General features: G+C 35.6%; 23 protein-coding genes. 12 read left to right on the top strand and 11 right to left on the bottom strand.

Annotated elements, in window-relative coordinates; all coding sequences use genetic code 11:
- Positions 1–45 precede the first annotated feature (45 nt).
- The 6 genes from ABE048_RS03430 to prsW form a co-directional block, all read right to left on the bottom strand.
- Positions 46–642 carry a lysophospholipid acyltransferase family protein gene (locus ABE048_RS03430; protein ID WP_430309142.1) on the bottom strand — a complete coding sequence of 199 codons (597 nt, stop codon included), beginning with the start codon at positions 640–642 and terminating at the stop codon, positions 46–48.
- 3 nt (positions 643–645) lie between these two features.
- Entirely contained in the window at positions 646–1320 is a 675-nt protein-coding gene (gene cmk / locus ABE048_RS03425) for a (d)CMP kinase (RefSeq protein ID WP_430309140.1), read from the bottom strand.
- Positions 1321–1680: 360 nt separating this feature from the next.
- Positions 1681–2337, bottom strand: a complete 657-nt coding sequence (locus ABE048_RS03420) for a flagellar brake protein (protein WP_430309138.1) — start codon at positions 2335–2337, stop codon at positions 1681–1683.
- Positions 2338–2428: 91 nt separating this feature from the next.
- Positions 2429–3718 (bottom strand): PepSY1/2 domain-containing protein, encoded by a 1290-nt coding sequence (locus tag ABE048_RS03415; RefSeq protein WP_430309136.1) that lies wholly within the window; start codon positions 3716–3718, stop codon positions 2429–2431.
- A gap of 12 nt (positions 3719–3730) precedes the next feature.
- Positions 3731–4501 (bottom strand): spore cortex-lytic enzyme, encoded by a 771-nt coding sequence (gene sleB / locus ABE048_RS03410; protein WP_430309134.1) that lies wholly within the window; start codon positions 4499–4501, stop codon positions 3731–3733.
- Between the two features lie 89 nt (positions 4502–4590).
- Positions 4591–5265, bottom strand: coding sequence for a glutamic-type intramembrane protease PrsW (gene prsW, locus ABE048_RS03405; protein WP_430309133.1), 675 nt, complete (start codon positions 5263–5265; stop codon positions 4591–4593).
- Between the two features lie 79 nt (positions 5266–5344).
- On the opposite strand from prsW, the gene ABE048_RS03400 reads away from it, so the two are divergent.
- Positions 5345–6316 (top strand): asparaginase, encoded by a 972-nt coding sequence (locus tag ABE048_RS03400; protein ID WP_430309131.1) that lies wholly within the window; start codon positions 5345–5347, stop codon positions 6314–6316.
- 98 nt (positions 6317–6414) lie between these two features.
- Here the strand turns inward: ABE048_RS03400 and ABE048_RS03395 are convergent, their stop codons facing one another.
- From ABE048_RS03395 to ABE048_RS03380, 4 genes are all read right to left on the bottom strand, one after another.
- The gene (locus ABE048_RS03395; RefSeq protein WP_430309130.1) at positions 6415–7377 is read right to left on the bottom strand and encodes a YpdA family putative bacillithiol disulfide reductase; all 963 of its coding nucleotides are present in this window, start codon (positions 7375–7377) and stop codon (positions 6415–6417) included.
- 135 nt (positions 7378–7512) lie between these two features.
- Entirely contained in the window at positions 7513–8172 is a 660-nt protein-coding gene (locus ABE048_RS03390) for a LysM peptidoglycan-binding domain-containing protein (RefSeq protein WP_430309128.1), read from the bottom strand.
- 75 nt (positions 8173–8247) lie between these two features.
- A complete protein-coding gene (locus tag ABE048_RS03385) occupies positions 8248–9687 on the bottom strand; it encodes a RecQ family ATP-dependent DNA helicase (protein ID WP_430309126.1) in 1440 nt (479 codons plus the stop codon).
- A 1-nt stretch (position 9688) separates the two neighbouring features.
- Entirely contained in the window at positions 9689–10726 is a 1038-nt protein-coding gene (locus tag ABE048_RS03380) for a helix-turn-helix domain-containing protein (RefSeq protein WP_430309124.1), read from the bottom strand.
- 103 nt (positions 10727–10829) lie between these two features.
- On the opposite strand from ABE048_RS03380, the gene ABE048_RS03375 reads away from it, so the two are divergent.
- On the top strand, positions 10830–11078 hold the full coding sequence (locus tag ABE048_RS03375) for a ferredoxin (protein WP_430309123.1): 249 nt from the start codon (positions 10830–10832) through the stop codon (positions 11076–11078).
- Between the two features lie 184 nt (positions 11079–11262).
- On the top strand, positions 11263–12045 hold the full coding sequence (locus tag ABE048_RS03370; protein WP_430309122.1) for an enoyl-ACP reductase FabI: 783 nt from the start codon (positions 11263–11265) through the stop codon (positions 12043–12045).
- 73 nt (positions 12046–12118) lie between these two features.
- Here ABE048_RS03370 and ABE048_RS03365 read toward each other — a convergent pair whose 3' ends face one another.
- Entirely contained in the window at positions 12119–13129 is a 1011-nt protein-coding gene (locus ABE048_RS03365) for an NAD(P)H-dependent flavin oxidoreductase (protein ID WP_430309121.1), read from the bottom strand.
- A 461-nt stretch (positions 13130–13590) separates the two neighbouring features.
- Here ABE048_RS03365 and ABE048_RS03360 point away from each other — a divergent pair, with 461 nt between their 5' ends.
- The 9 genes from ABE048_RS03360 (at position 13591) to eno (ending at position 23681) form a co-directional block, all read left to right on the top strand.
- A complete protein-coding gene (locus ABE048_RS03360) occupies positions 13591–15012 on the top strand; it encodes a HAMP domain-containing sensor histidine kinase (RefSeq protein ID WP_430309120.1) in 1422 nt (473 codons plus the stop codon).
- 13 nt (positions 15013–15025) lie between these two features.
- Positions 15026–15721: a response regulator transcription factor gene (locus ABE048_RS03355; RefSeq protein WP_430309118.1), complete on the top strand. Its 696-nt coding sequence runs from the start codon at positions 15026–15028 to the stop codon at positions 15719–15721.
- A 111-nt stretch (positions 15722–15832) separates the two neighbouring features.
- Complete coding sequence (locus tag ABE048_RS03350; RefSeq protein WP_430309117.1) at positions 15833–16069, top strand: glutaredoxin family protein; 237 nt, start codon at positions 15833–15835, stop codon at positions 16067–16069.
- A 169-nt stretch (positions 16070–16238) separates the two neighbouring features.
- Complete coding sequence (locus ABE048_RS03345) at positions 16239–17267, top strand: sugar-binding transcriptional regulator (RefSeq protein WP_430309116.1); 1029 nt, start codon at positions 16239–16241, stop codon at positions 17265–17267.
- A 24-nt stretch (positions 17268–17291) separates the two neighbouring features.
- Entirely contained in the window at positions 17292–18296 is a 1005-nt protein-coding gene (gap, locus tag ABE048_RS03340) for a type I glyceraldehyde-3-phosphate dehydrogenase (RefSeq protein ID WP_430309115.1), read from the top strand.
- 579 nt (positions 18297–18875) lie between these two features.
- Entirely contained in the window at positions 18876–20060 is a 1185-nt protein-coding gene (locus ABE048_RS03335; RefSeq protein ID WP_430309114.1) for a phosphoglycerate kinase, read from the top strand.
- Between the two features lie 25 nt (positions 20061–20085).
- Positions 20086–20847, top strand: coding sequence for a triose-phosphate isomerase (tpiA, locus tag ABE048_RS03330; RefSeq protein WP_430309113.1), 762 nt, complete (start codon positions 20086–20088; stop codon positions 20845–20847).
- Positions 20840–22366 (top strand): 2,3-bisphosphoglycerate-independent phosphoglycerate mutase, encoded by a 1527-nt coding sequence (gene gpmI / locus ABE048_RS03325; protein WP_430309111.1) that lies wholly within the window; start codon positions 20840–20842, stop codon positions 22364–22366. Before tpiA ends, gpmI begins: the two co-directional genes overlap by 8 nt.
- Positions 22367–22385: 19 nt before the next feature.
- Complete coding sequence (gene eno / locus ABE048_RS03320) at positions 22386–23681, top strand: phosphopyruvate hydratase (RefSeq protein ID WP_430309110.1); 1296 nt, start codon at positions 22386–22388, stop codon at positions 23679–23681.
- Positions 23682–23992 lie beyond the last annotated feature (311 nt).

Genomic DNA, 23992 nt, shown 5'->3' with positions numbered 1-23992 from the left:
ATTAGAATTTGCTAGTAAAGACAAAAATTAACCCTTTAAATACAATTATTTTTTATTATCAGGGTGATGTTCGTCTAATAACGTTTGTATATTCGCCATTATGACTTCAGTTACCTCTTCAGGTTTAGCTTTTTCTTCACGGTAAGGTTCAATTTCAATCGGTTTACCGAATACAACTTTTAACTTTCGAAATGGTTTATATGGACCTATGATCGCACATGGTACAACATCCGCATTTCCTCGTAATGCAAAAAAACCTGCACCTGTGAAGCCTTTACCAAGTTTGCCAGTTTTGTTACGTGTTCCTTCTGGGAAAAGACCAACAACTTGACCCTCTTTTAAGGTATTGATTGCTATTCGGAGGGCTTGGCGATCGCTAAGTCCTCGTTTTACTGGAAATGCATGAACCTTTGGCAAGATACTTTTTAAAATTGGTACTTCAAAAAGTTCTTCTTTTGCCATAAAATTAACAGGTCTTGGAGCACAGATACCTACAATTGGTGGATCTAGATTATCGATATGATTAGAACATAGTAGAATTCCACCTTCTTTAGGGAAGTTTTCTAATCCAATAACTTCCATACGGTAGATCGGCTTCAACACAGTAAAAACAACAGACTTAGCAAATTGATAAAAGTCCATAATTTATGCCATCCTTTCACTCGCTAAATTTAAAATAGCATCGGCTGCTTGTGTTATTGTTAAATCAGTAGTATCTAGGAAAATTGCATCTGGAGCCTGCACAAGTGGAGATGCTTCACGTTCACTATCTATTTTATCCCGTAAAGCAATTTCTTCTTGTAATTTTTCAAATGAAGAGTCAATGCCTCTTTTCTTGTTATCTTCATAACGACGACGAGCACGTTCTACTACTGTTGCTGACATAAAAACTTTCAATTCAGCGTTAGGTAATACTGCTGTAGCAATGTCTCTTCCATCCATGACTACGCCACCAAGTTCTGCCATTCCACGTTGAAGTTCTACCATAATTTCACGCATTGTAGCATGACATGCAACTCGTGAAACATTTCCTGTAACCTCATTCGAACGAATTTCTTTTGTTACATCTTGTCCATCAAGGTATACAAGTTGACCTCGTTCAGATGGTTTTAGTTCAATGGTAGTTTTAGCCAATAAATTGGTTACACTTTCTGCATTCTCTAAATCTATATGTTCTTTCAATCCTTTTAATGTAAGTGCACGATACATTGCACCAGTATCAATATAAGTGTAGCCTAGTTTCTCTGCTACAATCTTAGCAATTGTACTTTTACCAGCCCCTGCAGGACCATCAATAGCGATTTGAATATTCTTTTTCACGGTATCAACCCTTTCTTTCCGTAATATTGTAACACAGAAAAGCAGAGGGCGCTCGTTCTGCTGCGACAAGCACTGGAACCTTCGAATCGAAAGCATCTTTTCAGCTTTCGACCGAGGAGGTGAAGTGTCTCGAGTAGCAAGCGCCCGGAGCTGGATCAAGAAAAGCGAAGGCGGCTCGTTCAGACTCGAAAATCATTGGAAGGCTCGAATCGAAAGCGTTTTTTCAGCTTTCGACCGAGAGACTGAAATGACTCGAGAGTCTAGCCACCGCAGCTGGACAATCAAAAGCGGAGGCGGTTCGTTCTTCCTAGACTCATCTTTTTTTCTCACTCCAAAAGAAAAAAGCCCTCAAATCGAGGACTAAAAAACGGTTTCTTTTTTCCGAATTTGCAACTGTCTTTCAAAGCAAAAGCGAATAATGTTTTGTCGATCAATATCATCCGTATTTGTAAATTGAAGTGGCGCAATAATCGTATTATCTCTTTCAATAAATCGAACTAAACGTGCTGTTGTTTGAACATACTTAATTCCATCATTTGAATTATTAAACGGTAACACAATTGTAATTTGTAATTCATCATTCTCTTTAAAAGGAACAGGTTGATTAATTAGAATAGCCAAACCGCCTGCACTAATATCTTCTGTTATAAACTGAAAAAATTGATTATCATATTCAACAGCTACATCAACTGGAGTAATGACCCTTACAAATTCACGTCTTTGAATTTTAATAATCTCATCATCTGTAGGAAAAGAAAGCATAATCATTGGGATATTAGATTTGATCCTGCCTAATACTTGGGTTTTAAACGCATGTGCATCTTTTGATTCATCTACAAAAGATGCTCGATATTGGCCACCCTCAAGTAGAAAAGACGTTTTATTTGTTTCAACACTAATAGGATAGTCTATATAGATCGCATTGTTTTTTTGCTCTACAATTTTGCAGCGAAAACGTTCAGACGATTCTGAAGAAATTGATTCTAAAATAATATTTGTGCCTATTTTCAATTCCATTGCAATCTCCCTTTATGATTCTTTAGTTGTATTTATTATGCCATGGAATAGTCAATTTAGCTATATCTAATCAAAATATAGGCTATGAACTCTAAGATAGCTTCTCATTCTTAATAACTTCACCCGTCTCGGTATCCACTAGAATTTTGTAAGTATGTGGAACTGGAGATGCATCCATACGGACTGTTAATTCATAACATAGTCTTTCTACATAATCTTTATTTTCGGTATATGCTAAGTCTTCATTAACAACTTTTGCTTCATTATTGAAAAATTCATTCCAATTTATTTTCTTCATTAATTGTGGTTTAAGTTTTTCTTTTTGGATATATTCAATTCCATTTAAGCCAACTACTTCACCCGTATCTTTTGCAATTTTCACTTGTACTCCATCTGCGTAAACTTTTGCCTTCGTCTTTTCATCTACTCTTGCATAAGTTATATGCCAAACATCACTATTTTCTCTTGCATCCGTTTCGATTACGTCTTTATATCCTAATTCTTTTAATCGTCGGTCAGAAGATTGTTTTAACTGATCTAATGACTTTGATTTTTTATCAAAAGGTCTTTCCACTATATAAGAGAGTAGATATCCCCCTTTTTGAGTAATGTCCGCATATCCTGTTCGTTCTCCTTTATGAAAAACAATTTTATAGAAAGGATATGGTGCTCCCTTTTTACTTTGGTTTACAGATATTGTGGCAGTTGCAAGTTCAGGGAACATTACCTTAAAGCGTTCAATTGCTTCGTCTTTTGTGATTAGCTTATCATTAAGTTCTTTTAATTCTTTCTTTTTTTCATAGTCTGTCTCACTTGCTGTTAGAGGAAAATCACTTTCTGTATAAGTTTTCACAGACTGTGATAACTTATTAAATCCTGATGAATCTTTACCTGTCGTTTGTTCTTCTAACCAGTGTTTATAATCATTGTCTGCTTGTAAGATATGGGCAGTTGCAATCTGCCAATCAGATGAAAAACTCGTTAAATTATTGGATACTTGTTTTGCGTTATCATGCCAATTAGCAGCATTTTCTTGAGAGGTTAACGTCATTTTCGCATTATTACCTAATCTTCCTAGATAATTCATCCATTCCGTTGTAAATCCACTATCTAAAGGTAAATCTGCAATAGAGTAGCGGATGTCTGAAGATAATCGCCAAATGTCCTGCAATGAATTTTGAAATGCAGTAGGATCTTTGAATAATAGAGATTGTTGAACTGCTTGTTGTAATTCGTTTAATTGTGTTGAAGCATCAGCCATTTTACCAGTATATTGTCCGTGTAATAAATACTTTAATTCCTTGTTTTCTCGATTAGATGCAAAACTAAATATGAGGCAAGCAACGAAAGCATACGTTAACAAAAAAATTGTTTTTTTCATCCCTATCCTCCTTTAAATACAGAAAATGTGCTCGCCAATTTGTGTAATTTGTTTTCTTGTCCAAATCCAAGAACTTGTAGCTGTTTTTGGATTGAAATAATATAATGCATGTTGTGAAGGGTCCCAACCATTCATAGCATCAAGAACGGCTTCCATAGCCTGCTTGTTTGGAGTTAACCAAATTTGACCATCAGCAACTGCTGTAAAGGCTCTTGGTTGGAATATAATTCCTGATATTGTATTTGGAAAATCTGGACTATCGAGTCGATTTAATATAACTGCTGCTACAGCCACTTGACCTTCATATGGTTCTCCTCGCGCTTCTCCATATACTGCATTAGCCATTAATTGCAAATCTTCATTGGTAAATTTGCTAGGCACTTGCATATTGTTTCCTGCGCCTGTTCCCGAAGAAGATTGCTTATCTCCACCATAATAAGTAAATTTATTTCCTTTGTTTAGTTGATCCATTACAAAAGCTTTATCATATTGGGTAACAGAACTAAGTTTATTTTTTGTAGTGGTACCTGCTATTCCATCAATAGGCAAACCAAATTGTTCTTGGAAATTCCTTAATGCCCAATACGTTCCATATCCAAATTTCCCATCAATCGTACCGTTGTAATAGCCGATATATTGTAGCCTCGATTGTAATTCAATCACATCATCTCCAAACGCACCTCTAGAAACAACTTGATCCGAAAAAGCATCACTATTTTGAGGTACTATACTTGACAGGAATAAACTGAGAATCAGAACTACCAAAATTTTATAGCGTCTCATTTCATATCTCCTTTTTCTTTAGCATGGTTTAATATGTTTTTTTTATACAAAAAAACTGAGAGTATTTTTATACTCTCAGTTCATACTATTTATATTCTTTTTTCTGCAAATAACATTTGTACTAAATGTTGATGTGCTCTTTTTACTTTGCTTAGTGCAAACCACCATAAAAAAAGCATGAAAGGAATCATGATATAAGTCCATCTTCCTTCGATAGTGAAAATGAAATTATAAATAATATGCAAAATCATTGGTGCAAAAAGGGCAAGTATGCGAAATTGTATTGACAAGTCTTTTTTTGAAAATTTAGCCCTTCCAAAATAATACCCCATAACTACACCGAATAAGGCGTGACTTGAAACTGGCATCAATGCTCTCATAAATGCTGTGTTAACGCCAAATGATAGCATATATAAGATGTTTTCGACTGTTGCAAATCCTAAAGAAATACTAACCCCATAAAGAATGCCATCGTAAGGATCATCGAATTCTATATGATGATAAATTGCTATCATTAAAATAAACCATTTAAAAAATTCTTCCACTACTCCTGAAAAAAATACATCTTGAACGATAATGTTAGGGAATATTTGTTCCTCTTTAATAACATATTGCAAAAATAAAATAGGAAACGTTAATATTGCACCATATAAAAATGTGTGAAACAATGTTCTTCTAGGCTCCGTTGCCATTTGATTTCTTAGATAGAAAAAGCTAAAGAGAGCTAGAGCAGGAGCAATGGATACTGATAAGAGTACGAACATTTAGTTGCTCCTTTCAATCCATCTCCGTATATTATACCATTCTATAAGATTGAGAAAGAAAATTTAAGGAGGATTTGTTATGAAAAAAACGATTTTACTTGTTCATACTGGTGGTACTATTTCAATGCATGTCAGCGAAGAATCTGGAGCTGTTGTACCTGATTCAACAAATCCTTTAACAAAAGAAAGTAAAAAGTTAGAAAAAATCGCTCATATCATTGAACTTGAGGCATTTAATCTACCTTCTCCACATATAACTCCTCAAAAAATGCTAGAGTTGCGAGATATTATATTAGATACTGTAGATAAAAACAATATTGATGGTGTAGTTATTTCACATGGCACAGATACTTTAGAAGAAACTGCTTATTTTCTTGAATTAACGACAGATTTAGAGATTCCAATTGTACTAACAGGTGCAATGCGTTCATCAAATGAATTAGGTGCAGATGGTGTATACAATTTAGTTGAAGCTGTTCGCGTAGCCTCTTCTGAAGATGCAAAAAATAAAGGTGTACTTGTAGTGATGAATGACGAACTTCATTCTTCGGTAAACGTTACGAAAACTTCCACAAGTTCAGTTGCAACATTTCAATCACCACAATATGGTCCACTTGGACTTGTTACCAAAACGATGATTCATTTTCACCAAGCTCCATTGAAAAGAGAATATGTAGAAGTTTCAAATCTTGATAAAAAAGTTGCTTTATTTAAAGTATATGCTGGTATGGATGCTGATTTAATTCGTTCAGCAATTGATTATCAATATGATGGAGTAGTTTTGGAAGGACTTGGACAAGGAAATATTCCGCCAGCAGTTTTACCAACAATAGAAGAATTATTAAAACGTCAGATCCCTGTAGTTCTTGTATCTCGATGTTTTAATGGGATTGCGCAGGGTGTATATGGTTACGAAGGTGGCGGTAAAATGTTAGAAGATATGGGTGTTATTTTCGCAACAGGATTGAGCGGACAAAAAGCACGTTTAAAATTATTAATCGGGCTTAACCAAGTTCATAAACCAATTGATGTGAAGAAATTTTTTATCTAATAGCGGCAGATGCTTTCAATAAAAAAATCTATAAAATAAAAGCAAGGCAAATTCACTTCAGAAATACCTTGCTTTTTTATGTTTTTATATTGATAACTTTATTGTTTTGTTTGAATGTATTTAGCAATTAAGTCGCCGTGGAATCGGCCATTTTCAATGAATATTTCATTTGCATTATTGCCAGCAGCAATGACCCCTGCAATAAACAAACCTGGTACATTTGTTTCCATTGTTTCAGGGTTAAATGTAGGGCGTCCAGTTTCCTGGTCTTCTGTAACTCCCATATTTTGAATAAACGTATGATCTGGATGATAACCTGTCATAGCAAATACAAAGTCATTTTTCACAGTAATTTCTTTGCCTTCTTGAATCAGAATTACTTCATCCTCTTTAATTTCTATAACATTCGTATTGAACATCATATTAATTTCACCATCTCTTGCAAGTACTGCAAAATCGGGTAATACCCATGGTTTAATGCTTTGGGAATATTCCGCCCCACGATAAACAACCGTCACTCGAGCCCCTGCTTTATGAAGAGCTAGTCCAGCATCAATTGCAGAGTTTTTCCCACCAATTATGAGAACATCTGTATCAAAATAAGGGTGACCTTCTTTAAAATAGTGATTCACTTTAGGCAACTCTTCACCTGGTAAATTCAAATAATTTGGATGGTCATAATAACCAGTAGCAATAACTACATAGGGAGTTTCATAAACTTCCTTATCGGTATTAACAATGAATTTACCATTTTGAGGGATTACCGTTTCTACTTTTTCAAAACGATGAACTTTGATATCTTTTCGTTTTACTACCTCTCGATAATATACAAGCGCTTGGTTACGCTTTGGTTTTTGTTGTTCAATAATAAATGGCACATCGCCAATAGCTAATTTTTCACTTGAGCTAAAAAATGTTTGATGAGTTGGATAGTTAAAGATTGCATTAACAATATTACCCTTTTCAATAACAATGGGGTTTAATCCAATTTCTTGTAATGACATAGCTGCCGCTAAGCCACAAGGGCCACCTCCGACAATAATTGCATCTTCTTGACGCATAAAAACCGTCACTCCTTATATTAATAAACATCTCTAAATTTTTTTAGAGATGTTGTCGAATTATCATAATTGTATATTATACGCTTACGAACAATAAAAAAACAGGCATGTGTTCTCTTTCACATACCTGTTTTTTTATTGTTCAGGGATTGCAATCGTTGTACCTGGTGGAATACTATCTCCTGTAATACCATTTGCTTCCTTAATAATGGCAATACCAGCATCACTACCATAGAAATCAATTGCTATACTTTTAATTGTTTCACCTTGTTTGACATTATACAGACGTCCTGCAGCTTTTGCCTCATTATAGATTTGTTGCTGCTTTTCTTGTGCTTTTGCTGCTTCATTCTCTGCTTGAGCAGCTTTTTCTTGCGCTTCTTTTTCTTCAGCAGCTTTCTTCTCAGCAGCTATTTTCTCAGCATTTTCTTTTTTTGCTTGATCCTGAGCTGTTAGTTTCTTGTCTTCGTTAATTGAAGTATTTATCATCTTTTTTGATGGGTTATCTTCGTTTGTTTCTATTTGAACTCCGCCATGATCAATCTCCGTTTTTTCGCTATTAGGATCTTTAGCAAAATAACCGAAGTATACAAGCAATGACACAGGAATTAAGATAAAAATAAAAGCTAAAACCGTTAGTAATTTATTATTGCGATTATTTTTCTTTTTTTTCTTATTCTGATTGCCATGAAGTTGACTTCTAGTCATTCTCGAAGGGTTTGTCTCATGTTCAGGCTCAATATTAACAGCTTGTCGATGTTCCTCAATTTTCTCACGATAATCTTCTTGAGACATCAATATCCCCCCAATTTTGATATAACATTATTATGACGAATTACTAGTAAAATGTAAATGTACGTTCAGTTACAACTATGGAAGTATTGAACAGAGTCTTTCCGCCCAGTTAGATAGTTCTTTATATCCATAATCCGAACTTCTTTCATCAATAATATCATCATATTTTATTCCACAATAATGACAGCAATTTGTAGGTTTTTGTTCCAATTCCTGATCAAAATAAGCAACTAATTGTTCACGCATACAATGCTCCCCTTTTATGAAAGTCGCTACTTGCATGATTTGTTGAATTTTTTGTTGTTTTAGACTGTTTAATTTTTGGATAACTTCTTCTGCAGGAAGCTGTTCCATCCAATAAGATAGTACACGATATCCTGTTTCATTTATCTGTTGTATATCCAGCATTTTTTTCGGGTTTTCCCCTCGTCTTACATACTCTTCATATAATGTAACATGAAATGCCTCTGGTAAATCTTCTGTTACTACATATTGCGTATAATCTTCATCTCTTGGGCTATATACTAAGATTGCTAATGCATCTTCACCGTCACGTCCAGCTCTACCTACTTCTTGCATATAATTGGCCATTGTCGCCGGAATATGATCATGAATAACTTGGTGTACATTTTCTTTATGAACACCCATACCAAAAGCAGTTGTCGCACAAATCCATTCCAATTCACCTGATAAAAACTGTTGCTGTATAAATTGACGATCTTCATTCCCCATTCCTGCATGATATGCTGCTGCCCGAATATGATTGCCTATTAATGCTTCAGCATAGGCAACAGTCTTTTTCCGCGATTGAGAATAGATAATTCCTGGTCCTTCCGTTTGCCTTATATGATTGATAATCCACTCAAATTTTTCTTCAACAGATTGAGTGTTCACAACGTCATAATGTAGATTAGCTCTTTCTACAGAATGAATATATTCAAATGGATTAGACATATTTAGATATGTTTTTATATCTTCCACAACTGTCTTCGTTGCTGTTGCACTTAATGCTAATATTGGTGGACGTTGCTGTTTTGGAATCCATTCCGAAATTTTCAAATAATCTGGTCGAAAATCAAATCCCCACTGAGAAATACAATGTGCCTCGTCTACAACAATAAGTGAGAATTGGACCATTTGAAAAGCATTTTGAGTAGCTTGCGTTGCAAGCATCTCTGGTGAAGTAAAGATAAAGCGATATTTACTAAGATTCTCTAATACCAACCGTTTTTCGGTACCTTGCAAAAACGAATTTAACGCAATTACTCGTTTTTCTCCAAATCGCTTTAACTGTTCTACCTGATCCTGCATTAAGGAAAGTAACGGAGAAATGATTAATACAGGACCATTTAAAATATATCCTGGTAGCTGATAACAAAGCGATTTTCCCATCCCAGTTGGAAGAAGAGCAATGACATCTTTCCCTTGAATCACCGCTTCAATGACTTCTTTTTGACCTGGTCGAAATGTTGTATAGCCAAAATATTGCTGTAATAATTGCTCCAGCTCTACCATATTATTTTCCTCCTTTTGCAGCGATGACTAAACGAATTTGAAAATAAGATAATTGCGGAAGTTGTTCACGTATTACCTTTAATCTTTTACTCCCTGTTTCGTTTAGTACTTTTATCACTTTTTGAACATCCTCTTCTTTTATAAATTGAACAAGAGGAAAACGTGGGTCCGTCATAGCCATTTCAACAAAATGATCTTCAATCGTACTCGATTTTAAGTGACGCATATAGGCGATTTGTTCAAGTGAATATCCTCTTTCATATAAATCTACCGTTTTTTTTGTAGAATCTGTTAACAAGAGTTCAATCCTTATATTTTCAGATATTTGGTGTAATAGAGGGTATGGATTTGATGCATTAGTAATACAGTCGAGCCATATATGTAATAACTCCACAAGCATAAGTTGTGTATCTAATTCCGAACAATCAAACTCCCTAGCAAGTTGTTGCCATGTCCAACCTGTAAGTTGATATCCAGTCAATCGAAGCATGGCAATCTGCTTCGATTCCTCAGAAATTTGTAACTGTTTGAATGAAACTTCTATCTCTTCTCTTAATTGTAAGCGAAAATCCACATTTTTATATGCATGATGCTTTAAAAAATTTTTTACCCACTGTTGGATTTCTTCCTCTTTTTGTATGGGTATAAAACGCCAATCTTTAGCATGAATATGTGATAATGTCTGTACTACTAATGATAATCGTTTAAAGAATGTACGCTCATTTCCTCTATAAAACCAACCATTAAAGTGAAATGTAGGAGATTTTACTAAAACGTCTTTTCCTCTTGTCGATAGTTGTAACATTTTATTTTCATCATAAAATATCCAGCCATTTTCAATTAATTGGTCAAATGCATCCTTATAATTATCTTTTGAAAGCTTCGGTATAATACAGAAATATTCGTGCAATCCAAACGTCCCAACATCTTGTATCGTTTGCCCTGAACGTTTTCCACGCAGTAAATGATATGCTGCTGATTCTGAACGTTGACCATTGAATTTTTGGAAAATATGTAATAATAATTGCTGTAGATACATCAAGATTCCTCCGATAAAAAGTAATTTAGGTTGAAATGTGAGGAAAAGCGTTTTAGAATAAATAAGTAGCTATAGGGATTGATCGTAAAAGGAGAGAAGTAGAATGGCGAAATTTACCATTGTTGATAAAGATACTTGTATCGCATGTGGTGCATGTGGGGCAGCAGCACCAGATATTTATGATTATGATGATGAAGGTATTGCCTTCGTTATTTTAGATAATAACATGGGTACTACTGAAGTTCCAGAAGATTTAATGGAAGATATGGAAGATGCATTCGAAGGTTGCCCAACTGATTCTATTAAAGTAGCAGATGAATCTTTCGAAGGCGACGCACTAAAATACGAATAGTTTTATAATAAAGTATTCAACAAGCACATGGGAAAAGAATTGACTTTTCTCATGTGTTTTTTTATTGATAAGCTTCAAACACATTTAGTATTCAAGATACATTAATTTCTTTATTGCATTCTCACTCTGTATAAGGTACTATTTTAGTATCAGGTACTAATAGTAACTATTACAGGAGGCTATTATGGATAATTTATTACAATTAAAAGATAAAAATATCGTGGTAATGGGCGTTGCAAATGATCGAAGTATTGCTTGGGGAATTGCTAAAGCATTAATGTCAGTTGGCGCTAACGTTATTTTCACATATCGTAAAGAACGCTCTTTAATGAAATTAGAAAAACAACTTGCTAAGTATGAAGATTTGCAACCACATGTGGTGCAATGTGATGTAAATAGTGATGAAAGTATTCAACAAGCATTCCAAGAAATTGGTGAAAAAGTTGGTACAATTCATGGGATTGTTCACTCAGTTGCATTTGCACATGCAGAAGACTTAAAAAATCGTTTTATTGAAACATCTCGTGAAGGTTACGCATTTGCACAAGATACAAGTGCTTACTCATTAATCGCTGTTGCTAACGCTGCAAGACCTTATATGACAGAAGGCGGTTCAATCGTTACAATGTCTTACTTAGGTGCTGAACGAGTGCTAGAAGGTTATAATGTAATGGGTGTTGCAAAAGCAGCGCTAGAAGCTTCTGTAAGATACTTGGCTTCTGATGTTGGTGCTGATGGTATTCGTGTAAATGCTATTTCTGCAGGAGCTATTAAAACACTTGCTGCAAAAGGTGTGCCTTCTTTCAATCAGATTTTAAACAAAATGGAAGAAACTGCACCACTTAAACGTAATGTTACACCTGAAGAAGTTGCCAATATGACTGTTGTTATGCTAAGTCAATTATCTAGTGGAGTTACTGGAGAAGTGATTTATGTAGATGGCGGCTATAATATTATGGGTGTTTAGGCATACAAAACTAAAAATCTTATTAAAGAAGGAAAGGCAAAACACATCATCTGCCTTTCCTTTTTTTCATATTTTATTTTGTTAAACGGTTAACAATTTCTTGAACAGACCCTGCTTCAGCCAAATGTAAATTACTTCCTGCCCACATCGCCATTAAACTATATATATCTAATTCCTGAGCTCTTCTACGAATACTAATAGTTAGGTCATTTTGATATGGGTAAGGAGCAATCTTATTACCTTCCATGAAAACCATAAAATCATTTTCTATCCCTCTTGCTAGTTTTCCTGAAAAGACTTTTGTTAAAGCTGTTACATTTTCTTCTGCATTTAAAATTTGTTGTTTATGGATTTCTGGTGCTCCACTTTCTTCACTCACCAAAAATGCTGTTCCAATCTGAACCACATCTGCACCTGATTCTAAAGCTGCTTGAATTTGTTTTTTTGTAGCAATTCCTCCTGCAGCAATTACAGGAATTTTCACTTTCTCTTTAACGCCTTCGAGTAGTTCTTGTAAAGAAACTAATTCTTCAGGCTCAGTAAATGAACCACGATGGCCGCCTGCCTCTTCTCCCTGCATTACAACTGCATCCAAACCATGATCTTGCACTAATATCGCTTCCTCAACTGTTGTCGCAGTTCCAATTGTATAAATTTCATGTTTTTGAAGTTTTTTTATGATATCTTCAGTAGGTATCCCAAAAGTGAATGAACATACTTTTACACCTTCTTCAATGATGACATCTATTTGTGCATCAAAGTCAGAAGTTGATAAAAGAGCGCCTTCTTCTGCAATCATTAATTTTTTTCGATATGGTTTCAAAACATTATAGGCTTCTTCCAAGTCTTCTTTTGTAGTTTGCACTTCATTTGGTACAAATAAATTAACTGCAAAAGGTTTTGCTGTTGCTTTTTTCACTTCTTCAATGAATGCTCTCGTAACTTCAGCGCTTAAATACCCTGCTCCTATTGAACCTAAAATACCTGCATTGGCACTAGCTACAACCAATTCAGGTGTTGTAACACCAGCCATTGGTGCCTGAATGATAGGAAATTTTATTTTTAATTTTTCCATTAATGACATCTGTTGTCCTCCCTACTAACCTCTATAAATTATATACTCCACTATTTATATTGAAAAATTTACGTTTCATGTAGTTCTACTAATTGTGTAAAAATAAAATATATTCTAGCCAAAACTTTACCATAATTAGTAAACAAATCAACTATTTAATATCAGGGAATCAATTTCATAATGCAAAAAATTCAAATAAAATATACAAACATTTCTTGATATCCAATTTTGTTCATTGTGGAGCGGAAGACGGCGACTCCTACGGGAAAAGCTTGAGCTGAAAGCCCCGCAGGAACGCAGTGACGAGGAGATTGAAGCCAAGCCCGTGGAAAGCGCCGTCTGTAGCGGAACATTACGTGTTGAAATGTTCGTATTTATAAAGCGAAATGGATTTATGAAATGGATTCATTTAGAAAATATTCAGCACTTATTAAATTGACTCAATTAAAAATATTAGGGGGAGATATAAAATGAAAATAAATAAGGTGATTTTTCAATCAAATACGATTATGGTCTTACTCCCCCTAATCCTATTATTTATTGTTGGAGGAACACTTGTTAGTATCTTTAACGAAGATTATATCGATAATCGAATCAAAAAAGTGCAACTAAATAAAGATGTTTATGAAATACAAACCCTGTTTAATAATATGAAAATTCCTAATACAGATTGGCAAGGAATTAGTAAAGAAGTTTCGAAGTACGGATATCATTTATATGTTGCAAAAGATCAAAAGAAAGTCTATTCCAATTTAAAAAATCATGAATCTGAATATATAGATGGGTTACGTAAACAAAAAAAAGGACAAGTAAATGCAGTTTATCATTGGGATTATGCAACAATTGTTCGTAAAGAGTTTGATTCTAATGGAAGTCACTACGATTTAATCACCATTAACGTTAAGAAAAACTCATTCTGGACGATACTTGAGCATGGCGGATTAGAAACGATTTTTGGCATGTATTTTGTTATAGGAGTAGTCGCGATCATTATCATTATTGTCATTAGTCAATTGTTTACAAGACGTTTGGTGAAGAAAGTAACTAACCCAATCAATCATTTGATGGATGGAGAAAAACGTATTGAAGCAGGAAACCTTCGAGAACCTATTGTCTATCAAGGAATTGAAGAGTTTGAAATACTTTGTCATGCATTTAATCAAATGCAAGCTCATTTACTAGAGGAAAGAGAACGTAATGAAAAATATGAAAATGCTCGAACAGACATGATTTCAGGAATTTCACATGATTTACGTACGCCGCTAACTTCTGTAAAAGGGTATATAAAAGGATTGTTAGATGGTATAGCGAAAACACCAGAAAAGCAACATCAGTATTTAACGATTGCATACAAAAAAGCTGGTGATATGGATGTGCTACTGCAACGTCTATTTGATTTTTCCAAATTAGAAACAGGTAATATGCCATTTGTCAAGAACAGACTAGATTTTGAATTATTTCTAGAGCAATTTGTAGGAGAGATTCGTGATGACTTGGCCAATAAACAGGTTAAAGTTTCATTATTCACAACAAATGAAGAACATAATGTGGAAATCGATACGGTTTTAATAAAACGAGTGCTAATCAATATCATTGAAAATAGTCTAAAATATGCAGAAAGTGAACATTTGCAAATATCTTTTACTTTATCCAAAATTAATCGTTTAGAAGTACTCGAAATTAAGGATAATGGGAAAGGTGTAGATGAAGGTAAACTGTCACATCTGTTTGAACAGTTTTATCGTGGTGATGAATCACGAAATAGCAAAAACGAGGGAAATGGACTAGGATTATATATATCCAAATATATTATCGAAGAACATGGTGGTACAATTTCAGCTGCAAACCAGGATGGGCTGAAAATAACTATTACATTGCCAACCATTTATTAAATGAGGGAAGATTATGTATAAAGTATTAATTGCCGAAGATGATAGCGAAATTGCAATGTTAGAAGAAGATTATCTTGAGATAAATGGATTTGAAACACGAATCATCCAGGACGGTAATTCAGTAATTGAAGTTTTGAATCAAGGGCATTTTGATTTGTTGATTCTAGATATTATGCTACCTGGAAAAAATGGTTATGAACTTTGCAAAGAGATACGAGCTAAATATGAAATACCAATTCTAATGGTGACAGCCAAGACAGAATCAATCGATAAAATAAGAGGCTTAGGACTAGGAGCGGATGACTATATCTCAAAACCATTTGATCCGGCAGAACTGGTAGCCCGTGTCAAAGCGCATATTAATCGTTATGAACGGTTGCTTCATCATAGAAATGATATAACAAATGACGTCTTTCAAATCGGACACGTAAAAATATTGAAAAAAAGTTGGAAAGTATATGTGAATGGAGAAGAAGTAAAATTTCCAAATAAGGAATTTGAAGTACTTGTCTTTTTAGCAGAAAATGCAAATATCGTCTTTTCCAAAGAACAAATCTTTGAAAAAATTTGGGGATACGACTATATAGGTGATAGTTCAACTGTGACGGTACACATTAATCGAATACGTGAAAAAATAGAAGAAGATAGTAATAACCCTAAGATTATTGAAACAGTTTGGGGAGCTGGATATCGTTTGAATCTGATGTGATATGTGTTTTGTGTTTATTCAGCCAACTGAAAACCCCTAATTCTTTTGAGTATTCAACGCAGGACATTATTTTATATAATAGAAGAAATAGCAAAAGAAAGGAACATCCAAATGGAAATTACATATTACAGCAGACCGAATTGTGGTCTTTGTGAAGATGGTAAACGCATGCTTCATTTAGTACGTGAGGACATTCCCTTTCGAGTGAAAGAAGTAAATATTGAAGAGGACGATGCGCTTCACCGGAAATATATGATGATGATTCCTGTTGTTGAAAAAGATGGCGAGATTATTCAGTATGGTGTATTGGACTATGTAACATTGTTAGAAGGTATTGGGGCCGATTAGAATAGGCTGAATTGTCTATTCTTATCGTTTCTTGGTGAATATAAGTTGCATATGCTGACATGAAATTGTATACTCAAATCAGGAAATATATTTTTTTGTAGTAGGTGGGACAAAATAATTTTTAGTGGGATAAAATTTATCCCTTTGATAAGAAGGAGAGTTATAAGACATGACTACATTATCGGAAGCACAATTGAAAATGATGCCAGAAATGTCTGAGCTTCTTCATACACGATATCGTTTTTTACAAATGATTGAAATGATAGGTCCCATTGGCCGTCGAGGACTTGCTGAAAATCTTTCAGTAGGCGAAAGAGAAGCGCGTAAAGAAACGGATTTACTACGTGAGCAAGGGCTGATTATAGCTAGTCGTTCTGGTATGAGAATTTCTGAATCAGGAATGGAAGTATTAGAAGTGTTAAAGCCTCTCGTTTATGAATGGTCAGGTATTTCCACAATGGAAAAACAACTAACACGAATACTTGGAATCCAAAAAGTAATAATAGTAGATGGAGATCTTGATGAAATTCCATCGATTAAATCATTGCTCGGTTTGGAAGCGGCAAAACAATTAGAATTAGTAGCGGGTCTTAGCAAAATCGTCGCTGTAACAGGTGGAAGTACATTAGCTGCCATAGCAGATAGTCTTACTCCTTCAGAAAAACTAACTGATCTAAACTTTATCGCTGCTAGAGGCGGTATGGGAGTTGAGATGAGGCTGCAAGCTAACACTATTGCAGCAACATTTGCAGGGAATACTGACAACACATATCGTACTTTGTATTTACCAGAACATTTAAGTGAACCAGCTTATAATGCAATTATTCAAGAACCAATCGTGAAAGAAATGATTGAGTTATATGATCAAACAGATGTCGTCATTCACGGTATTGGCTCTGCTTTAGAAATGGCAGAAAGACGTAAATCACGTGAAGAAGAAAAACAATCTTTACTTGAAAGTGGCGCTGTCAGTGAGGCCTTTGGTTATTATTTCGATGAACAAGGAAAGGCAGTACAAAGAATTCGTACTGTCGGAATCCAATTAGAACAAGTAAATAGATGTAAAAGTATTATTGCAGTAGCTGGTGGGAAGAATAAAGCTAAAGCCATCCTATCTTACTTTAAACACGGAGCAAAACAATCTGTTTTAATAACGGATTCAGCTGCTGCAGAAGAGATGCTTCACTTACTACAATAAACTCATTAAATGGAGGAATAGATTATGACTTTAAAATTAGCGATTAATGGATTTGGACGTATTGGACGATTGGTTTTCCGCACAGCAATTAAACGACAAGATATTGAAATTGTAGCGGTAAACGATTTAACTGACGCAGCAATGCTTGCTCATCTTTTAAAATATGATTCAGTTCACGGTGCTTTTGATGCAGAAGTAACATCTGAAGGTGAATACCTTGTAGTAAATGGCAAAAACGTTCGTGTCTATGCTGAAACAGATCCTGCAAAACTTCCTTGGGGAGATTTAGGTGTCGATATCGTAGTAGAATCTACAGGTCGCTTTACTGACCATGAAACTGCACATAAACACGTTGAAGCAGGCGCTAAAAAAGTAATCGTATCTGCTCCAGGTAAAAACATGCCAACCTATGTAATGGGTGTTAATAACGAAGAATATGATGCAGCAAATGATGTTGTCGTATCAAATGCTTCTTGTACAACAAACTGTTTATCTCCAGTAGCGAAAGTATTGGATGAACAATTTGGTATTAAACGAGGCATGATGACAACTGTTCACTCATACACAAACGACCAAAAAATCTTAGATCTTCCGCATAAAGACTACCGTCGTGCTCGTGCAGCTGCGCAATCAATGATTCCAACTACTACTGGTGCTGCTGTTGCAGTAGCAAAAGTTTTACCACAACTTAAAGGGAAATTAGATGGTATGGCAATTCGTGTACCAACACCAAACGTATCATTAGTTGACTTAGTTGTAGAATTAGAAAAAGACGTAACTCCAGAAGAGGTTAATGCAGTATTAAAAGCAGCCTCTGAAAATGAATTAAAAGGTATTCTTGATTACTCAGAATTACCATTAGTATCAATCGATTATAACGGTAATACTGCATCATCAACTGTAGATAGTCTTTCTACAATGGTCCTTGAAGGGAACCTTGTAAAAGTATTAGCTTGGTATGATAACGAAACAGGTTATTCTACTCGTGTAATTGATTTAGCTGAATACATGGCGAAACAAGGTTTGTAATTCAAAAACCATAGCCATATAGTTACCATACGTATATAATGAATTAGGGTAAAAAGGAGAAGAGTTATTGTACTTCTCCTTTTTTTATGAAATAAGTAAGCGCTTCATTGATAAAAACAAAATATTTTGGCTTTGTTGTTTTTTTACAATTTGTTGTGGAGAAGTAGCGACACTCCAGACTAAAAATTGGTTAAACTAGATCAGGCAGTTGTGCTTGCGAGTATACTGGAAAATCTAAATGACAAACTTTCTTTAATAAAATTTTGTATTACAATCTTTGTTGAAGTGGAATCAGCGTAGACTCCTGCGGGAAAACGAGCCAGACGAGACCCCACAGCGAAGCGAGGAGGCTCGTCGGTTCGCCCGCGGAAAGCGAAGCTGATTCCGCTTCAAGTAATACCTTTTTTGTGTAATAAATGGGAATAATATAGTTTTTCAGCGCTCTCCGTGTAACAATGCCAATTTTTTTATAGATTGAAACGATTGAAGAAGCTAAATTTGTTCATCATATATAAGTGAAGAATGATTCTTATTTTCATCATAATTAAAAAGTTATAGACAATTGGAGGAGGCACGATTATGTATCAAAAAAAGACAATGAATGATATCGAAGTAAAAGGAAAACGCGTATTTGTACGTGTGGATTTCAATGTACCAATGGAAGAAGGCAAAATTACCGACGACACTCGTATTAGAGCAGCGCTTCCTACAATCTCTTATTTAGTAGAAAAAGGGGCAAAAGTAATTTTAGCTAGCCATCTAGGACGTCCAAAAGGTGAAGTGAAAGAAGAACTACGCCTAACAGCTGTAGGCGAACGTCTTTCTGAACTTATGGGTAAACCTGTAACAAAACTAGATGAATCTATCGGTGAATCAGTGGAACAAGCTGTAGGAAACATGAATGATGGTGAAATCGTTCTATTAGAAAACGTTCGTTTCCATAAAGGTGAAGAAAAGAACGATCCTGCGCTTGCTGAAAGCTTCGCAAAATTAGCAGATCTTTATGTCAATGATGCATTTGGTGCCGCTCATCGTGCACACGCTACAACAGCAGGAATTGCAGAATATTTACCAGCAGTTTCTGGCCTTTTAATGGAAAAAGAAATTGATGTTTTAGGTAAAGCATTATCAAACCCAGAACGCCCATTCACTGCTATTATCGGTGGTGCAAAGGTTAAAGATAAAATCGGTGTAATCGAAAATCTTTTAGATAAAGTAGACCATTTAATCATTGGTGGCGGTTTATCTTATACATTCTCAAAAGCACAAGGTTATGATATCGGTAAATCTTTATTAGAAGAAGATAAAATTGAATTAGCTAAATCATTTATCGAAAAAGCAGCTGAAAAAGGCGTCAAATTACATATGCCAGTAGATGCTGTTGTAGCAAACGAATTCTCGAAAGATGCAGAAACAAAAGTAGTTGATATCGATCAAATTCCAAGCGATTGGATGGGATTAGATATCGGACCAAAAACAGCTGCAGAATATGCAGATGTGATTAACAATTCAAAACTAATCATTTGGAATGGACCTATGGGTGTATTTGAAATAGATGCATTTGCAAATGGTACAAAAGCTGTTGCAAATGCAATGGCAGCAACAAATGGTTATACAATTATTGGCGGTGGTGATTCAGCAGCAGCAGTCGAAAAATTCCAAGTAGCTGATAAAATGGATCACATTTCAACTGGTGGTGGTGCCTCCCTTGAATTTATGGAAGGTAAACAATTACCGGGTGTTGTTGCATTAAACGACAAATAATAATTATAGATGGAGGTACTTCACAATGCGTAAACCTATTATTGCTGGTAACTGGAAAATGTACAAAAAATTATCGGAAACAATTGAATTTGTAGAAGCAGTTAAAGCATCTGTTCCAGCAACAGACAAAGTGGACTCAGTGATTTGTGCTCCAGCTCTATTTTTACCATCTCTTGTAAAAGAAGCAGAAGGTTCAAATTTAGCAATTGGTGCTCAAACGATGCACTATGAAAACGAAGGTGCTTTTACTGGTGAGATAAGCCCAGTTCAATTAGAAGATATCAAAGTTCAATATGTTATATTAGGTCATTCAGAACGACGTCAATATGACAACGAAACGGATGAAGGTGTCAATAAAAAAGTACATGCAGCATTTGCTCATAACTTAACACCCATCATCTGTGTTGGTGAAACATTAGAAGAACGAGAAGCAAGTAATACAGTTGTAAAAGTTTCTTCTCAAGTCGGCGCAGCACTTAAAGGTTTAAACGCTGAACAAGTTGCTAAAACTGTCATTGCATATGAACCGATTTGGGCAATTGGGACAGGTAAAACAGCGACTGCTCAAGATGCAAACGTTGTATGTGAAGCCATTCGTAAAACAGTAGCAGAAGTAGCAGGCGACGTTGCTGCAGAGATGATTCGTATTCAATATGGTGGTAGTGTGAAACCAGAAAACGTAGTAGAATTACTATCGATGGAGCATATTGATGGTGCTCTAGTTGGTGGAGCAAGTTTAATACCAGAATCATACTTAAAATTATTGGAGGCCGGGGCAAATGCCTAATAAACCAGTAGCATTAATTATTTTAGATGGTTTAGGCTTACGCGACGAAATATTCGGTAATGCAGTAGCGCAAGCGAAGAAACCAAATTTGGAACGTTTTTGGAATTCTTTCCCTCATAACACATTAACAGCATCAGGGGAAGAAGTAGGTCTTCCAGCGGGACAAATGGGGAATTCAGAAGTCGGACACTTAAATATTGGTGCCGGTCGTATTGTCTATCAAAGCTTAACGAGAATTCATAAAGCGATTAAAGATGGTGATTTCTTTACAAATAAAGCATTATTGGATGCGGTCAATCACGCAAAAGAAAATCATTCTAAGCTTCACTTTATGGGACTATTATCTGATGGTGGCGTACATAGTCACTATGAGCATTTATTTGCCTTATTGAAATTAGCAAAAGACCATGGCTTAGAAGAAGTATATGTACATGGCTTCCTAGATGGTCGCGATGTGGGTCCAAAAACAGCAGTAGGCTATATCCAAGAAACAGAACGTCAAATGGCTGAAATCGGAGTCGGACAATTTGCTTCTATCAGTGGTCGCTATTATGCAATGGACCGTGATAATCGCTGGGATCGTGAAGAAAAGGTTTATAAAGTATTAGTGGATGGACAAGGTATTGAGGCATCAACTGCAATTGAAGGTGTAGAAGCATCTTATGCGAATGACGTTACAGATGAATTTGTCTTACCATTTGTGATTAAAAATGATGGTAAACCAGTTGCTACTATTCAATCAAACGATGCCGTGATTTTCTTTAACTTCCGTCCAGACAGAGCAATCGAATTATCAACTGCTTTTACGAATCCATCCTTTGATGGTTTTACACGAAGTGAAAATCATCCGCAAAACTTAAAATTTGTTTGTTTTAAGAAATATAGCGATAAGGTAATTGGTGAGATTGCTTTCCAAGATGATGATTTAAAAAATACAATTGGTGAAGTATTATCCAATAACAATCTTCGTCAGTTGCGAATTGCAGAAACAGAAAAATACCCTCACGTCACTTTCTTCATGAGTGGTGGTCGTGAAGCAACATTTGAAGGAGAAGAACGTATCCTAATCAATTCTCCTAAAGTCGCAACATATGATTTAAAACCAGAAATGAGTGCCTATGAAGTAACAGATGCACTTGTTGAAGCAATCGAAGCAGATCGTTTTGACGGAATCATCTTAAACTTCGCTAATCCTGATATGGTTGGCCATAGTGGAATGCTTGAACCAACTGTAAAAGCAATTGAAGCAGTGGATGAATGTTTAGGTAGAGTGGTAGATGCTCTTCTTGCAAAAGGTGGAGCAGCAATTATTACTGCAGACCATGGTAACTCCGATGAAGTGGTAACACTTGAAGGAGAGCCGATGACAGCTCATACAACAAATCCTGTGCCGGTAATTGTCACAAAAGAAAATATTGTGGTAAGAAATGGCGGAATTTTAGCCGATTTAGCTCCTACCATGTTAAAATTATTAGGAGTGGAACAACCACTCGAAATGACAGGAAAACCATTATTTTAAAACTGAGGAGAGTTAAACAATGCCAATTATTACAGACGTACAAGCCCGTGAAGTATTAGATTCACGCGGTAACCCAACAGTAGAAGTAGAAGTATTCACAGAATCAGGTGCTTTTGGTAGTGCAATCGTTCCTTCTGGTGCATCTACTGGGGAATATGAAGCAGTAGAATTGCGCGATGGAGACAAAGCTCGCTACCTTGGAAAAGGTGTTTTAAAAGCAGTTGATAATGTAAACAACGTCATTGCTCCAGAACTAATCGGAAACTATTCAGTACTTGATCAAGTATCAGTAGATAACATGATGATCGAATTAGATGGTACAGAAAACAAAGGTAAACTAGGTGCAAACGCAATTCTAGGTGTATCATTAGCAGTTGCTCGTGCAGGTGCTGACTACCTTGACTTACCACTTTACCAATACATCGGTGGTGTTAACGCGAAACAACTACCTGTTCCAATGATGAACATCTTAAACGGCGGTGAACACGCTGATAATAACGTAGATATTCAAGAATTCATGGTAATGCCTGTAGGCGCAGAATCATTCCGCCACGCTTTACGCATGGGTACTGAAATCTTCCACTCATTAAAAGCAGTTCTTAAAGAATCTGGTCATAACACTGCAGTAGGTGATGAAGGTGGTTTTGCACCAAACTTAACTTCAAACGAAGAAGCATTATCTACAATCGTAACTGCAATCGAACGTGCAGGTTACAAACCAGGTGAAGAAGTAATGCTAGCAATGGACGTAGCATCTTCTGAATTGTACTCAGATGAAGATGGAAAATACCATTTAGATGGAGAAGGCGTTGCAAAAACTTCTGAAGAAATGGTTGCTTGGTATGATGAACTTACTTCTAAATACCCTATCATCTCAATCGAAGATGGTCTTGATGAAAACGACTGGGCAGGTCACAAAATGCTTACTGAACGTATCGGTAACCGCGTACAATTAGTAGGTGATGACCTATTCGTTACAAACACGAAGAAATTATCTCGTGGTATCGAAGAAGGCGTTGGTAACTCCATTCTAATTAAAGTTAACCAAATCGGTACTTTAACAGAAACTTTAGATGCTATCGAAATGGCTAAACGCGCTGGCTACACAGCAATCATCTCTCACCGTTCTGGTGAATCAGAAGACACTACAATTGCAGATATCGCAGTTGCTACAAATGCTGGCCAAATTAAAACTGGTGCACCATCTCGTACAGACCGTGTTGCAAAATACAACCAATTACTTCGTATCGAAGATCAATTGTCTGTAACAGCTCAATATAATGGTATTAAATCTTTCTACAACATTAAAAAATAATTGGACATAGTAAAAAGCCCAACCGTACTGCTTGAGTTGTGATGTACAGAATATATCTGTACCGCTAGAACTTAGTCGTATGGTAGCGTGAATTATGTTCTATAACATGGCCCTCTGTTTGTGTGTGAGCAATCCGCATAAATAGGGGGCTTTTTTATGTAATTTAGGATTTGTTGTTTGAGAAAAAGGCGGCGACTCCTGATGGAGGCGTCCGCCTGTAGCTAGGTAGTAGAGTAGTAGCAGCAGGGTAAAAAAACGAAGCTCTTAAGCTATTTCTTGATGAGGGGACTTTTGAGATAGCCCCGTCTTCA

It is taken from the genome of Rummeliibacillus pycnus (genome assembly GCF_050459865.1).
GTDB classification, from domain to species: Bacteria; Bacillota; Bacilli; order Bacillales_A; family Planococcaceae; genus Rummeliibacillus; species Rummeliibacillus pycnus_B.
The sequence above is the reverse complement of the archived record's forward strand: the minus strand, read 5'-3'. Positions and strand labels throughout refer to the sequence as shown.

Bases quoted from the DNA above. Each gene is read 5' to 3' on its own strand.
- ABE048_RS03430 (WP_430309142.1), bottom strand. From the start codon at position 642: ATGGACTTTTATCAATTTGCTAAGTCTGTTGTTTTTACTGTGTTGAAG.
- ABE048_RS03420 (WP_430309138.1), bottom strand. From the start codon at position 2,337: ATGGAATTGAAAATAGGCACAAATATTATTTTAGAATCAATTTCTTCA.
- ABE048_RS03415 (WP_430309136.1), bottom strand. From the start codon at position 3,718: ATGAAAAAAACAATTTTTTTGTTAACGTATGCTTTCGTTGCTTGCCTC.
- sleB (WP_430309134.1), bottom strand. From the start codon at position 4,501: ATGAGACGCTATAAAATTTTGGTAGTTCTGATTCTCAGTTTATTCCTG.
- prsW (WP_430309133.1), bottom strand. From the start codon at position 5,265: ATGTTCGTACTCTTATCAGTATCCATTGCTCCTGCTCTAGCTCTCTTT.
- ABE048_RS03400 (WP_430309131.1), top strand. From the start codon at position 5,345: ATGAAAAAAACGATTTTACTTGTTCATACTGGTGGTACTATTTCAATG.
- ABE048_RS03395 (WP_430309130.1), bottom strand. From the start codon at position 7,377: ATGCGTCAAGAAGATGCAATTATTGTCGGAGGTGGCCCTTGTGGCTTA.
- ABE048_RS03390 (WP_430309128.1), bottom strand. From the start codon at position 8,172: ATGTCTCAAGAAGATTATCGTGAGAAAATTGAGGAACATCGACAAGCT.
- ABE048_RS03385 (WP_430309126.1), bottom strand. From the start codon at position 9,687: ATGGTAGAGCTGGAGCAATTATTACAGCAATATTTTGGCTATACAACA.
- ABE048_RS03380 (WP_430309124.1), bottom strand. From the start codon at position 10,726: ATGTATCTACAGCAATTATTATTACATATTTTCCAAAAATTCAATGGT.
- ABE048_RS03375 (WP_430309123.1), top strand. From the start codon at position 10,830: ATGGCGAAATTTACCATTGTTGATAAAGATACTTGTATCGCATGTGGT.
- ABE048_RS03370 (WP_430309122.1), top strand. From the start codon at position 11,263: ATGGATAATTTATTACAATTAAAAGATAAAAATATCGTGGTAATGGGC.
- ABE048_RS03365 (WP_430309121.1), bottom strand. From the start codon at position 13,129: ATGTCATTAATGGAAAAATTAAAAATAAAATTTCCTATCATTCAGGCA.
- ABE048_RS03360 (WP_430309120.1), top strand. From the start codon at position 13,591: ATGAAAATAAATAAGGTGATTTTTCAATCAAATACGATTATGGTCTTA.
- ABE048_RS03355 (WP_430309118.1), top strand. From the start codon at position 15,026: ATGTATAAAGTATTAATTGCCGAAGATGATAGCGAAATTGCAATGTTA.
- ABE048_RS03350 (WP_430309117.1), top strand. From the start codon at position 15,833: ATGGAAATTACATATTACAGCAGACCGAATTGTGGTCTTTGTGAAGAT.
- ABE048_RS03345 (WP_430309116.1), top strand. From the start codon at position 16,239: ATGACTACATTATCGGAAGCACAATTGAAAATGATGCCAGAAATGTCT.
- gap (WP_430309115.1), top strand. From the start codon at position 17,292: ATGACTTTAAAATTAGCGATTAATGGATTTGGACGTATTGGACGATTG.
- ABE048_RS03335 (WP_430309114.1), top strand. From the start codon at position 18,876: ATGTATCAAAAAAAGACAATGAATGATATCGAAGTAAAAGGAAAACGC.
- tpiA (WP_430309113.1), top strand. From the start codon at position 20,086: ATGCGTAAACCTATTATTGCTGGTAACTGGAAAATGTACAAAAAATTA.
- gpmI (WP_430309111.1), top strand. From the start codon at position 20,840: ATGCCTAATAAACCAGTAGCATTAATTATTTTAGATGGTTTAGGCTTA.
- eno (WP_430309110.1), top strand. From the start codon at position 22,386: ATGCCAATTATTACAGACGTACAAGCCCGTGAAGTATTAGATTCACGC.